Source organism: Roseibium marinum, from assembly GCF_002906165.1.
Classification (GTDB): Bacteria; Pseudomonadota; Alphaproteobacteria; order Rhizobiales; family Stappiaceae; genus Roseibium; species Roseibium marinum.
The window spans coordinates 568,094-580,257 of the sequence record NZ_PPCN01000001.1 but is presented as its reverse complement, the minus strand read 5'-3'; the positions used below and the strand labels follow the sequence as shown (position 1 = coordinate 580,257).

The 12,164-nt window shown below is 59.9% G+C and carries 11 protein-coding genes; 6 read left to right on the top strand and 5 right to left on the bottom strand.

Annotation, left to right across the window (positions count from 1 at the left end):
- Window positions 1–24: 24 nt before the first annotated feature.
- From CLV41_RS02740 to CLV41_RS02715, 6 genes are all read left to right on the top strand, one after another.
- Window positions 25–360, top strand: a complete 336-nt coding sequence (locus tag CLV41_RS02740; RefSeq protein WP_103220728.1) for an XdhC family protein — start codon at window positions 25–27, stop codon at window positions 358–360.
- Window positions 361–369: 9 nt separating this feature from the next.
- A complete protein-coding gene (locus CLV41_RS02735; RefSeq protein WP_103220727.1) occupies window positions 370–996 on the top strand; it encodes a LysE family translocator in 627 nt (208 codons plus the stop codon).
- 3 nt (window positions 997–999) lie between these two features.
- Window positions 1,000–1,695, top strand: coding sequence for an XdhC family protein (locus tag CLV41_RS02730; protein WP_103220726.1), 696 nt, complete (start codon window positions 1,000–1,002; stop codon window positions 1,693–1,695).
- A complete protein-coding gene (locus tag CLV41_RS02725) occupies window positions 1,692–3,308 on the top strand; it encodes an NTP transferase domain-containing protein (protein WP_103220725.1) in 1,617 nt (538 codons plus the stop codon). The genes CLV41_RS02730 and CLV41_RS02725 overlap by 4 nt, the downstream gene beginning before the upstream one ends.
- Before the next feature lie 246 nt (window positions 3,309–3,554).
- Complete coding sequence (locus tag CLV41_RS02720; RefSeq protein WP_068409120.1) at window positions 3,555–3,761, top strand: hypothetical protein; 207 nt, start codon at window positions 3,555–3,557, stop codon at window positions 3,759–3,761.
- 402 nt (window positions 3,762–4,163) lie between these two features.
- The gene (locus tag CLV41_RS02715; RefSeq protein WP_103220724.1) at window positions 4,164–6,776 is read left to right on the top strand and encodes a sensor domain-containing diguanylate cyclase; all 2,613 of its coding nucleotides are present in this window, start codon (window positions 4,164–4,166) and stop codon (window positions 6,774–6,776) included.
- Window positions 6,777–6,861: 85 nt separating this feature from the next.
- On the opposite strand, the gene CLV41_RS02710 is transcribed toward CLV41_RS02715, so the two are convergent.
- The 5 genes from CLV41_RS02710 to CLV41_RS02690 form a co-directional block, all read right to left on the bottom strand.
- Complete coding sequence (locus CLV41_RS02710; RefSeq protein ID WP_103220723.1) at window positions 6,862–7,269, bottom strand: F0F1 ATP synthase subunit epsilon; 408 nt, start codon at window positions 7,267–7,269, stop codon at window positions 6,862–6,864.
- Window positions 7,270–7,432: 163 nt separating this feature from the next.
- Window positions 7,433–8,857, bottom strand: coding sequence for a F0F1 ATP synthase subunit beta (atpD, locus tag CLV41_RS02705; RefSeq protein WP_103220722.1), 1,425 nt, complete (start codon window positions 8,855–8,857; stop codon window positions 7,433–7,435).
- Between the two features lie 25 nt (window positions 8,858–8,882).
- Entirely contained in the window at window positions 8,883–9,767 is an 885-nt protein-coding gene (locus CLV41_RS02700) for a F0F1 ATP synthase subunit gamma (protein WP_103220721.1), read from the bottom strand.
- Window positions 9,768–9,801: 34 nt separating this feature from the next.
- Window positions 9,802–11,331, bottom strand: a complete 1,530-nt coding sequence (gene atpA / locus CLV41_RS02695; RefSeq protein ID WP_103220720.1) for a F0F1 ATP synthase subunit alpha — start codon at window positions 11,329–11,331, stop codon at window positions 9,802–9,804.
- Window positions 11,331–11,891, bottom strand: a complete 561-nt coding sequence (locus CLV41_RS02690; RefSeq protein WP_103220719.1) for a F0F1 ATP synthase subunit delta — start codon at window positions 11,889–11,891, stop codon at window positions 11,331–11,333. Before CLV41_RS02690 ends, atpA begins: the two co-directional genes overlap by 1 nt.
- Between the last annotated feature and the right edge of the window lie 273 nt (window positions 11,892–12,164).

The window sequence follows — 12,164 nt, the reverse complement described above, 5'->3', positions numbered from 1 at the left end:
ATCGACGATAAAGGGACATTCGACATGCCTGCCACCGATACTTCTCCCCTTGCAGATGTGCTCAGAACGGCGGAAGCCTGGCGTGGCTCGGGCCGGGCCGTCGCGCTGGCGACCGTGATCGAGACCTGGGGTTCCGCGCCGCGCGCGGTCGGATCCCATCTGGTGATCGATTCCGACGGCAACTTCGAAGGGTCGGTATCCGGCGGCTGTGTGGAAGGCGCTGTGGTCTCCGAAGCGCTCGACGTGATAGAAACCGGAAAACCCGCAACGCTGGAATTCGGCGTCGCGGACGAAACCGCATGGCAGGTCGGTCTTTCCTGCGGCGGACGCATCCGTGTGTATGTCGAACCCGTGATCTAGGCTGGTGTGATGACGACTGAAACCCTTCTTGCCTTCATTGCCGCAACGGCCTTGTTCGCCTACATGCCGGGTCCCGCGGTTCTATACACTGCCGCCCAGACGATTTCCCGCGGCAGGCGAGCCGGATTCCTGGCGGTCGCCGGTATTCATCTGGGCTGCTATGTCCATGTCATGGCTGCCGCCTTCGGACTGTCGGCGATTTTCACCGTGGTGCCGGTGCTCTATTTCGCCCTGAAACTGGTGGGCGGTCTCTACCTGATCTTCCTCGGCATCCAGATGATCCGCACCCGGGTGACCGCCGGTCCCCTGCCGGACCTGCCGCAAAAATCGACCCGCCGGGCATTCGCCGACAGCGTTGCGGTTGAAATCCTCAATCCCAAGGTCGCCATCTTTTTCATTGCCTTCCTGCCGCAATTCGTCAGTCCGGACGCCGGCCTGCCGATCTGGGCGCAGTTCCTGATCCTCGGGACGTTTGTCAATTGCGCCTTCACGTCCGCGGACCTGGTGACTGTCCTGTTTGCATCGGAGGTGAAAAGGCGCCTGACAAGAAACTCCCGATACCAGGATCTGACCCGCTGGCTGGGCGGCTCGCTGCTGTGCGGCCTTGGCGTGAAACTGGCAACGGACCGCGCCTGACCCATGGACCTGACGCTTCTCACGGACCTGAACGAACTTCGCTCCGCCCGGCGCGCGGCCATTCTGGTGACCGGTCTTCAGGACGGCCGCCAGAGACTGGTGCGCGCCGAAGACGATCTTTCCTCCGATCCGCTGGCGGATGAATTGCGCAAGCGCTTCCGGTCCGGAAAATCCGGAACGGTTGAAACGGACAGCGGCGATGTCTTTCTGACCGTTTCCGTTCCCGCGCCCCGGCTGGTGATTATCGGCGCCGTGCATATCAGTCAGGCGCTGGTGCCAATGGCGGAGATCGCCGGGCTGGATGTGACGGTGATCGATCCGCGCACGGCCTTTGCCACAGAGGAAAGATTTCCGGGCGGCATGCTGAGAGGCGACTGGCCGGAAGACGTTTTCAAGGAGGCTCCCCTCGATGCCTACACGGCTGTTGCCGCCGTGACCCACGATCCGAAAATCGACGATTTTCCGCTGATGGAGGCGCTCGGAACCGGATGCTTTTATGTCGGGGCGCTGGGCAGCCGCAAAACCCATGGCAAGCGGCTGGAGCGGTTTGAGGCGGCCGGTCTCGACCCGGCCCTTTTCAAACGGATCGACGCCCCGATCGGTCTCGATATCGGCGCGGCTTCGCCGCAGGAAATCGCTGTTGCCGTGCTCGGCTCCATTATCCATGCACTTCGCAAGGGACCGGAGGCCGCGGCATGAAATTCGGTCCCCGTCCGCCTGAAGAGGCCGCCGGGTGCATTCTCGCGCACAAGACCAGGCTGGCGGACAGAACCCTCAAGAAAGGCCATATCCTTACAGAAAGGGATTGCACCGACCTCGCCGCAGCCGGACAGACGCGGGTCGTGGTGGCATCCCTCGAGCCCGGCGATATCGGCGAGGACGAGGCGGCGGAACGCCTTGCCCTGGCGGCCAAAGGTCAGGGGCTGGAGGAAGACACCGCCTTCACCGGACGGGTGAACCTTTACGCGGCGACCGGGGGCGTTCTCGTGGTCGACCCTGACGCGGTGACCGCGGCAAACCGGATCGATCCGGCCATCACCTTCGCGACGCTGGCGAACCACAGCAGGGTGGCGGGGGGGCGCATGGTGGCGACAGCCAAGATCATTTCCTTCGCCGTGGCCGGGGATCTGGTGGAAACAGCCGCGAAGGCGCTTCGCGGCGCTGTGCGCGTGGCCGCCTTCAAACAGCACAAGGTGGGGCTGGTCGCGACCGAACTGCCGCATGTGAAAGCCGCCACGCTGGACAAGACCCGCCGGGTCCTGGAAGACCGCCTGCGGCCGAGCGGCAGCAGCGTCATCGCGGAAAAGCGGGTTCCCCATGCGCAGGAAGCGGTTGCCGGCGCAATGGCCGAACTGGTGCGCGAGGGCGCCGACTTCCTGATCCTGTTCGGCGCTTCGGCCATTGTCGACCGTCACGATGTCCTGCCCGCGGCCCTGGACTGTGCGGGAGGCCAGGTGCGGCATCTGGGAATGCCGGTCGATCCGGGCAACCTCCTGATGCTCGGAGTGCTGGATGGCGTGCCGGTCCTCGGTGCACCGGGCTGCGCCCGCAGCCCGAAGGAAAATGGCTTCGACTGGGTGCTCGACCGGCTTCTCGCCGGGGTCGATGTCGGGCCGGACGATATCACCGCGATGGGCGTTGGAGGCCTTTTGATGGAAATCGCTAGCCGCCCGCAGCCGCGTGAAACAGGCAGCCAGAGCAGGAAATCGAAGATTGCGGCAATTGTGCTGGCGGCGGGTAAATCCTCCCGGATGGGCGGGTCGAACAAGCTTCTCGCGGAACTGGAGGGCAAACCGCTTGTCCGCCATGTCGCCGAAGCCGCCACCGGCGCCGGACTGGCCCAGGTCGTCCTGGTCACAGGGCACCTTGCGGACGCGGTCGGCGGCACTGTGTTCGATCTCGCGCTTGAGGTTGCGCACAATCCGGATTTCGCGGACGGGATGGCCGCTTCGATCCGAACCGGCATGAACGCGCTTTCCGCGGATACCGATGCGGTCATCATTCTGCTCGGCGACATGCCCCGGATCGATGCCGGGATCCTGCAAAGGCTCATCGCTGCCTACCGGGAAAATGACGCGGGCCTGATTGTCACGGCCACGGCGGACGGCAAGCGTGGCAATCCGGTTCTGTGGGACAGCCGCTTTTTCGAGGCGCTGACATCCCTGAGCGGAGACGTCGGCGCCCGGCACATCATTGCCGACAATGCGGGCTTCGTCAGGGAAGTCGAAATCGGTGAGGCCGCGAGACTGGACCTCGACACGCCCGAGGCCCTGCGCAGGGCCGGAGGAACGTTACCGCGGCATTTCGGGTGAAATAGTTAGCCTACGTTAACCCGGTATGCGTGAAACGCAGGCCGGACATTCAAGCTAATCTATTGCATTTTTGTGACATGCCGCTTATGTAAGCCGTGCGCTTGCTGCAGAGCACCCTCACCGGTGGACAACGGATGACGTCCCGAGCGCCGATTACATCCGATTCCCGTCAAAAGCTGTTCGGATCCTTTCACGAGGATGCTCGAGCGTTTTTGCTGCATGGTACAAGAATAAAGGAAATACGAAATGGCTGACATGTCTCTCCCGCGTCCGGGCTGCTGCAAATGGGCGGAAGGTGATGCAGGCAACTACATCTTTCCGTGCTCGACGCGCGTTGAGGCCGGTGTGTCCTACTGCACCGAACACAGTGCCATCGTGTATATTCCGCCGGAAGAACGCCGCCGCAGCCGCTCCGGTGGCGGCATGAGCCTGTCATTCCGCCGGGCTGCCTAAAAGTTACAGCTGCTTAGAATAAAAGCAGATATTTCGTGGTGCTTCCGCGAACCTTGAACCCGGTCTGATGGCCGGGTTTTTTGTTGCCTGATGGCCTGGCGTCCCTCCCGGTAAGATTGGCCCACACTGCCGGGAAGGGCTCTGACGACCCAGGTGACTACCCTCGAGTAATATTGTCAATTTTTACAATATTATGTCTTTATTTTCTAACAAAACCTCTATTCAACATCGTAACAAATACTAATATAGTAAAAAATGCCTAGTAACTTCTCTTGTTTCTTGTAACGCTATGGTAAAATCATGAAGTTAGTAAATTTAATCTTTTATTTTGATTTTATATGTAACTTTTAAATTTGACGTGAAATAATTTACTGGCAGGTTATTTAGGAGACTTGGCGTCTAATGGAGAACGCGCGGGGATATAACGAGGAGGAGCGTCTTGACGCTCTGCATTCGCTTGAGATCCTGCATTCCGCGCGCCTTCAGGAATACGATGCCGTTGTCGAAACAGTTGCCGAGATTTTCGACTGCCCGATCGCGCTCATCTCCCTCGTTGCCAAGGAAGATCAGTGGTTCAAGGCCCGTTGCGGTCTGGATGCCGACGGGACCAGCCGGGACGTTTCCTTCTGTCAGCACACAATCCTCTTCGATGACCTGCTTATCGTTCCCGATGCGCTTGAGGACGAACGTTTCAAGGAAAATCCACTGGTCACCGGCGAGCCACACATACGGTTTTACGCGGGTTGCCCGCTTTCCATCGATGGCCGCAACAGGCTCGGAACACTCTGTGTCATAGGCCGGAAGCCGCAGGTTCCCAGTGACAGCCAGCTGCGGCAGCTCCGCCGCCTTGGTAAAATCGTTGAAGGACTGTTCAAAGCTCACCGGGCGGAAATTGAAACGCGGGAAGCCCTTCTCGAAGCCGAAGTAGCACGCCGGAAAGCGGTTAGCGAAGGTGAACTTATCGAGGAAATTGCAAATCTTTCCGGCGTCGGGGGCTGGGAAGTCGATATTGCCGCCAATATCTTGACCTGGACCGACAAGACCCGGGAAATTCATGAAGTTGACCCCGATTTCGTGCCCAATATCAACGAGGCTCTTTCATTCTACCCGCCTGACTCCAGAGACAAAATCAACAAAGCCGTTCATGACGGTATTGAAAACAATGTCGGCTGGGACATCGAACTGCCTCTGGTAACCGCAAAGCAACGTCATATCTGGGTCCGGGCCGTCGGGCGGCCGATCACGGAAGACGGTTCGGTCACGCGTATTGTCGGCGCCTTTCAGAATATTACCGAACGCAAGCTTTCCGAGCAGGCGATCCAGCATTCGGAGGCCGTGCAGCGGACAACGCTCGAAGCCCTGAGCGAGGGCATCCTTCTTCTCAGCCGTTCAGGCAACATCCAGTCCGCCAATCCGGCAGCGCTGGAAATTCTAGGCTTCGCCGGCATGGATGTTACAGGCAAATGCGTGAGCTATCTGAGCCTGGACTTCAAGTGCAGCTCACCGGACTCCAAGGACTGTACCGATCCGCTGGCGCTGGCGGCGCGAGATCCGGACGCCGTTACGGATTTTGTAGTCAGCCTCAAACTGCCTCAAAACCCTCATAAAACCTGGCTGCGCCTGAACGCTGAACCGATTGACCCCCAGCATGAATACGGGCTGGACGATATTGTCGTCTCGCTGGCGGATATTACAGAATCCAAACAGCAGGCAGAGACCCTAAAGGTCGTATTCGACAATTTTACAGGCGGGTTTGCCCATTACGACGAAAACTACAGGCTGGCTTCGTGCAATGCCGAGTTCCAGCGTCTCCTGGGCTATCCGCAAGACATGATCGACCAGAAACTGCATCTTCTGGAATTTCTCAAGTTCAATGCTGAAAGAGGCGACCTGGGACCGGGCGTACCTGAAGAACTTGCGCAGGAACGGTTCGAGCTCGTGGTGAAACGCAAGGCGCTCAACTACGAACGGCAAACCTTAAGCGGGCACTTCCTCGAGGTTCGCAGCACGCCGCTTCCCACCGGCGGCGGGATCTACAACTTCTTCGATGTTACCGCCCGCAAGCACATGGAAGGGCAGCTTGCGGAAAACGAACGGCTCGCCCGGCACCGGCTGGAAGAGCTCGAAGTCATTCTTGCCAACATGCGGCAAGGGGTCAGTGTCTTTGATAACCGGGGGCACCTGACACTCTGGAACAGGCAATATATCGAAATATTCGGAAAACCCGAAGGCGAGGTCCATGACGGCGTCAGCCTGACGGACCTGCTGGAAGCCGAAGAACAGCGGGGCGAGTTCTCAGGGAATGTGCATGATCATGTCATGGACCTGTTCACCCGCATGACTGCCGGCGAGGTCGTCCGCTCAAAGTTCACGCATCCGGACGGCAAGATTATCAGCAGCGTTCAGGCGCCGTTGCCCGATGGTGGCTGGATCGGCACCCATGAAGACATAACGCTGAATGAGCGGGCGGCGCAGAAAATCGCCCATGCCGCGCATCACGACCCGCTTACCGGCCTTGCTAACCGGTCTCAGTTCAACCTGAAGCTCGAAGAAGCCCTGGAAAAAGCCGCCACTCTCGACAAGCGGGGGAACCTGATGCTGCTCGACCTCGACAAGTTCAAGCCGATCAACGACACCTATGGGCACGATGCCGGTGACGAACTGCTCAAGCTGGTCTCAAAACGGCTGCAGGATTGCGTGCGGTCCACCGATCTCGTCGCCAGGCTCGGCGGAGATGAGTTCGCGATCATCCTGAGCGGAACCGGACCGACCGATTTCCATACCTCGGAAATCGCCGGCCGCATCGTGGAAAAGCTTCATTCGCCGTTCAAGGTTCAGGGGCAATCCGTCTCCGTCGGCATAAGCATCGGCATCGCCTCAATCGATGGCCAAACACAGGACGCGGGCGCGGTCTTCAAGAGTGCCGACATTGCGCTTTACGAAGTGAAGAAAAACGGACGCAACGGTTTCAAGTTCTTTGAAGAACTGGCTTCTCGCCGGACCGTCAACGGGTAGAGCCCTTCTCACAGAGCCGGTTCAAACAAAAACGCGGCCCGTTGCCGGACCGCGTTTCGTTATTTTCACAATAAAGTTAGGATCTTCAGGCGGTTTTGAGGGCGTCCACAACGTCCCTGAGCTGGGACAGCGTCATTTCAGCCTTTTGCCTGGCAAGATCGTCCTTGGCGTCGGCCGCGTCTTCTTCCGCATTCCGGATCGCCAGGTCGAGTTGATCCCTGCTGATCTCGCTGACCGGAACGGCCTGCTCGGCCAGAACGGAAAGCACGCCGGACGATACCTCGGCAAAACCGCCGCGGACGAAATACTCGGCCCAGGCACCATCGTCGTTACGGACTTTCAGAATGCCCGGATTGATGGTGGAGACGACCGGAGCGTGGTCCTTCAGAACGCCGAACTCGCCTTCGGTTCCCGGAACGATCACCTCGGCAACATGCGCGGACAGGAGCTGGTGCTCCGGCGAGACCAACTCAAACTGGAAAAGTTCAGCCATTTGGCGTTTTCCTTGTCAGTCTGGAGCATCCTGCTTTGCGCGAAACGCGGACAGAACGCCCTAACATCTTCAGATCGATCAACCTGATCTGTTTCGGATGGCCACGCCATCCAGCATGAGGCAGACCGCACGCCCTTGCGGGCGTCCGGTCAATTCCAGGATCTTAGGCGGCTTCCGCGGCCAGACGCTGGGCTTTTTCGATCGCCTCCTCAATGGAGCCGACCATGTAGAAAGCCGCTTCCGGCAGATGGTCGTAGTCACCGTCCACCAGGCCCTTGAAGCCCTTGATGGTGTCTTCCAGAGCTACAAGCTTGCCCGGGGAACCGGTGAAGACCTCTGCCACGAAGAACGGCTGGGACAGGAAGCGCTCGATCTTGCGGGCGCGGGCCACGGCCAGTTTGTCTTCTTCGGACAGTTCGTCCATGCCCAGGATGGCGATGATGTCCTGCAGCGCCTTGTAGCGCTGCAAGGTCACCTGAACGGCACGCGCCGTGTTGTAGTGCTCTTCGCCGATGATGCGGGCATCCAGCATGCGCGAGGTGGAATCCAGCGGATCCACGGCCGGGTAAATGCCTTTTTCGGCGATCGAACGGTTCAGAACCGTGGTCGCGTCCAGGTGGGCGAAGGTCGAGGCCGGCGCCGGGTCGGTCAAGTCATCGGCCGGAACGTAGACGGCCTGCACGGACGTGATCGAGCCCTTGTTGGTGGTGGTGATGCGCTCCTGCATGGAGCCCATGTCGGTGGCGAGCGTCGGCTGGTATCCCACAGCGGAAGGAATACGGCCAAGCAGCGCGGACACTTCGGAACCGGCCTGCGTGAAGCGGAAGATGTTGTCGACGAAGAACAGAACGTCCTGGCCCTTGTCGCGGAAATGTTCCGCCACGGTCAGACCGGTCAGGGCAACACGTGCGCGGGCTCCGGGAGGCTCGTTCATCTGGCCGTAGACAAGAGCTGCCTTGGAGCCTTCGCCGCCGCCTTCCTTGTTCACGCCGGATTCGATCATTTCCCAGTAAAGGTCGTTGCCTTCACGGGTCCGCTCGCCAACACCGGCGAAGACGGAGTAACCGCCGTGCGCCTTGGCGACGTTGTTGATCAGTTCCATGATCAGAACGGTCTTGCCGACGCCGGCGCCGCCGAACAGGCCGATCTTGCCGCCCTTCGCGTAAGGTGCCAGCAGGTCGACGACCTTGATGCCGGTGACGAGGATTTCAGCCTCGGTCGACTGTTCGACGAATTCCGGAGCTTCCTGGTGGATGCCGCGACGTTCCTCGAACTTGATCTCGCCGGCTTCATCCACCGGTTCGCCGATCACGTTCATGATGCGGCCCAGGGTTCCGTCCCCGACCGGCACCGCGATCGGACCGTCGGTGTCGATCACCTCCTGCCCGCGGACGAGACCCTCGGTGGAGTCCATCGCGATGGTGCGAACCGTATTTTCCCCAAGGTGCTGAGCGACCTCAAGCACAAGGCGGTTGCCCTGGTTGTCAGTTTCAAGAGCGTTCAGGATCAGCGGCAGGTGGTCATCGAACTTGACGTCGACAACGGCGCCGATGACCTGGGTGATCCGTCCGACCGTTTTGTCAGCCATATCCCTAATCCTCGTCTCGATCCGGTTAGAGCGCTTCAGCGCCCGAGATAATTTCAATCAGTTCCGTCGTGATCTGTGCCTGACGCTGGCGGTTGTAGGTGATCGTCAGCTTGTCGATCATTTCGCCTGCGTTGCGCGTCGCATTGTCCATTGCGGACATGCGCGCACCCTGCTCAGATGCCGCATTTTCCAGGAGCGCCCGGAAAATCTGGACGGAGATGTTACGCGGCAGCAGATCCGCAAGGATCTCGCCCTCGTCAGGTTCGTATTCGTAAACCGCGCCGGCCCCTTCGTCCGCTTCGGCTTTTCCCGTGTCGAATTGAGCCGGGATGAGCTGCTGCGAGGTCGGCTCCTGCGCGATCACCGACTTGAAGGTCGAATAATACAGCGTGCAGACGTCGAACTCGCCATTTTCGTACATGGCGAGCACTTCACGGCCGATTTCATCCGCGTTGGAGAAAGCGACATTCTTGACGCTGCGCAGATCGATGGTCTTGATCACAAGCTGGCCGAACTCACGCTTCAGGGCGTCGTAACCCTTCTTGCCGACACAGATGATCTTGACCGTCTTGCCCTGTGCGATCAGGCTGCGCGCCCGCTCGCGCGCCAGCTTGGCGATATTGGAGTTGAAGCCCCCGCACAGCCCGCGTTCGGCGGTGGCGACGACCAGGAGATGCACCTGGTCATTGCCCGTACCGGACATCAGCTTCGGAGCGTCATCGCGCCCCTCGAAGGCAACCGCGAGGTTTGCCAGCACCGCCTCCATGCGTTCCGCATAAGGGCGCGCGGCCTCCGCGGCTTCCTGAGCACGACGCAGCTTCGCCGCGGCCACCATCTGCATGGCCTTGGTGATTTTCTGCGTCGCCTTCACGGAAGCGATGCGGTTTCGTAAGTCCTTCAGGCTCGGCATGGCCGCCCCTGCTCCTTATCCCGGCGTGTGGTCCTTAGACGAAGTTCTTGGCGAACTTGTCGACGGCGGCTTTCAGCTTGCCCGTCAGTTCGTCGTCGAGCGCCTTCTTTTCCCAGATGGCGTCGAGCAGTTCCTTGTGCTCGCCGCGCAGGAACAGAAGCAGGCCTTCCTCGAAATCGCGCACCCGGTCAACCGGTTGCTTGTCCAGGTAACCGTTCACGCCGGCATAGATCACCGCGACCTGTTCTTCCGTCTTCAGCGGCGAGAACTGCGGCTGTTTCAGAAGCTCGGTCAGGCGGGCGCCGCGGTTCAGCAGTCGCTGGGTGGTGGCATCGAGGTCGGAGCCGAACTGTGCGAAAGCCGCCATTTCGCGGTACTGCGCCAGTTCGCCCTTGATCGGGCCGGCAACCTGTTTCATCGCCTTGATCTGCGCGGAAGAGCCGACGCGGGACACCGAAAGACCGACGTTCACGGCCGGACGGATACCCTGATAGAACAGGTCGGTTTCCAGGAAGATCTGACCGTCGGTGATCGAGATCACGTTGGTCGGAATGAACGCGGACACGTCGTTGCCCTGGGTTTCGATGACCGGCAGCGCGGTCAGTGAACCACTGCCGTTGTCTTCGTTCAGCTTCGCCGCACGTTCCAGCAGACGGGAATGCAGGTAGAAAACGTCGCCCGGGAATGCTTCACGTCCTGGCGGACGGCGCAGAAGCAGGGACATCTGACGGTAGGCAACGGCCTGTTTGGTCAGATCGTCGTAACCGATCACGGCATGCATGGAATTGTCGCGGAAGAACTCGCCCATCGCGCAACCGGAAAACGGTGCGAGGTACTGCAGCGGAGCGGCATCGGAAGCGGTCGCCGCCACGACGATGGAGTATTCCAGAGCGCCGGCGTCTTCCAGGGTCTTGACGAACTGGGCGACGGTGGAGCGCTTCTGACCGATCGCGACATAGATGCAGTAGAGCTTGGCGTTTTCGTCGTCGGTGGCATGCAGCGATTTCTGGTTCAGGAACGTGTCCAGAAGGATCGCGGTCTTGCCGGTCTGACGGTCGCCGATGACCAGCTCGCGCTGGCCGCGGCCGACCGGGATCAGCGCATCGATGGCCTTGAGGCCGGTTGACATCGGCTCGTGCACGGATTTGCGCGGCAGGATGCCCGGCGCCTTCACGTCCACACGGCGCTTTTCCGTCGCCTCGATCGGGCCCTTGCCGTCGATCGGGTTGCCGAGCGGATCGACAACGCGGCCGAGCAGGCCCTTGCCGACCGGAACTTCCACGATGGCGCCGGTCCGCTTGACGGTGTCGCCTTCCTTGATGCTACGGTCGGAGCCGAAGATCACGACGCCGACATTGTCGGTTTCCAGGTTCAGGGCCATGCCCTTGATACCACCGGGAAACTCGACCATTTCACCGGCCTGGACCTTGTCCAGACCATAAACACGGGCGATACCGTCACCGACGGAGAGCACCTGACCGACCTCGGTAACTTCGGCTTCCTGGCCGAAGCTCTTGATCTGGTCCTTGAGGATTGCGGAAATTTCCGCGGCCCGAATTTCCATCAGCCGACCTCTTTCATCGCGAACTTGAGTGAATTGAGCTTGGTACGCAGGGACGTGTCGATCATGCGGGAGCCGACCTTGACCACGAGGCCACCGATCAGTGCAGGATCAACCTTTGCTGCGATATTTACGGATTTGCCCGTGGAAGCGGAAAGAGCTTCCTTGAGCGCAGCGACATGCTCGTCGGAAAGGGCTTTGGCGGATACCACCTCGGCCGTCGCCTCGCCCCGCTTTTCAGCAAGCTGGGAGCGGAACGCCTTGATCATGTCGGGTAGTACGAAGAGGCGCCGGTTGCGGGCGACCAGCTTCACGAAATTCGCGGCAAGACCGGAGATGCCGGCCTTGTCGAGCAGGGCGGTGAGCGCTGCAAGCTGCTCTTCCGCGCTGAATGCCGGGCTCTTCACCAGACGGACGAGATCCCCGCTTTCGGCAAGCATGCCTTCGAAAGCCGTCAGGTCCCGCTCAACGTCAGCCGTTAGGCCTTCGTCCTCTGCGAGGTCGAGAAGGGCGGACGCATAACGCCGCGCCACGCCGGATACGAGAGATACGTTGTCAGTCACCAGGTCCGTGCTCTCTGACTTCTTTCATGCCCGCAAAACGGTCAACGTCCGCAAAGCATTGAAAAAACGAATGATTTTCAGGCCGGAAGATATGACGGTTAAACCGTCTCCCCAAAGCCGCGCCTCAATTAGCACAGGGTTTCTAAGTGTGCAACTTCGCCAAATGACCTTTGTTGCGGATTCATCGGTGTTTTTTGGCGCGCGTTCCCAAAAAGCCTTGCGGATCAATGTCTCACGGGCGTCATAAACCTTTAGGCGGTATCTCTCAGCTGC

What these genes read in the sequence shown, in the direction of transcription:
- CLV41_RS02730 (WP_103220726.1), top strand. Translation starts at nt 1,000, where the DNA reads ATGGACCTGACGCTTCTCACGGACCTGAACGAACTTCGCTCCGCCCGG.
- CLV41_RS02740 (WP_103220728.1), top strand. Translation starts at nt 25, where the DNA reads ATGCCTGCCACCGATACTTCTCCCCTTGCAGATGTGCTCAGAACGGCG.
- CLV41_RS02735 (WP_103220727.1), top strand. Translation starts at nt 370, where the DNA reads ATGACGACTGAAACCCTTCTTGCCTTCATTGCCGCAACGGCCTTGTTC.
- CLV41_RS02720 (WP_068409120.1), top strand. Translation starts at nt 3,555, where the DNA reads ATGGCTGACATGTCTCTCCCGCGTCCGGGCTGCTGCAAATGGGCGGAA.
- atpA (WP_103220720.1), bottom strand. Translation starts at nt 11,331, where the DNA reads ATGGAAATTCGGGCCGCGGAAATTTCCGCAATCCTCAAGGACCAGATC.
- CLV41_RS02710 (WP_103220723.1), bottom strand. Translation starts at nt 7,269, where the DNA reads ATGGCTGAACTTTTCCAGTTTGAGTTGGTCTCGCCGGAGCACCAGCTC.
- CLV41_RS02715 (WP_103220724.1), top strand. Translation starts at nt 4,164, where the DNA reads ATGGAGAACGCGCGGGGATATAACGAGGAGGAGCGTCTTGACGCTCTG.
- CLV41_RS02700 (WP_103220721.1), bottom strand. Translation starts at nt 9,767, where the DNA reads ATGCCGAGCCTGAAGGACTTACGAAACCGCATCGCTTCCGTGAAGGCG.
- CLV41_RS02725 (WP_103220725.1), top strand. Translation starts at nt 1,692, where the DNA reads ATGAAATTCGGTCCCCGTCCGCCTGAAGAGGCCGCCGGGTGCATTCTC.
- atpD (WP_103220722.1), bottom strand. Translation starts at nt 8,857, where the DNA reads ATGGCTGACAAAACGGTCGGACGGATCACCCAGGTCATCGGCGCCGTT.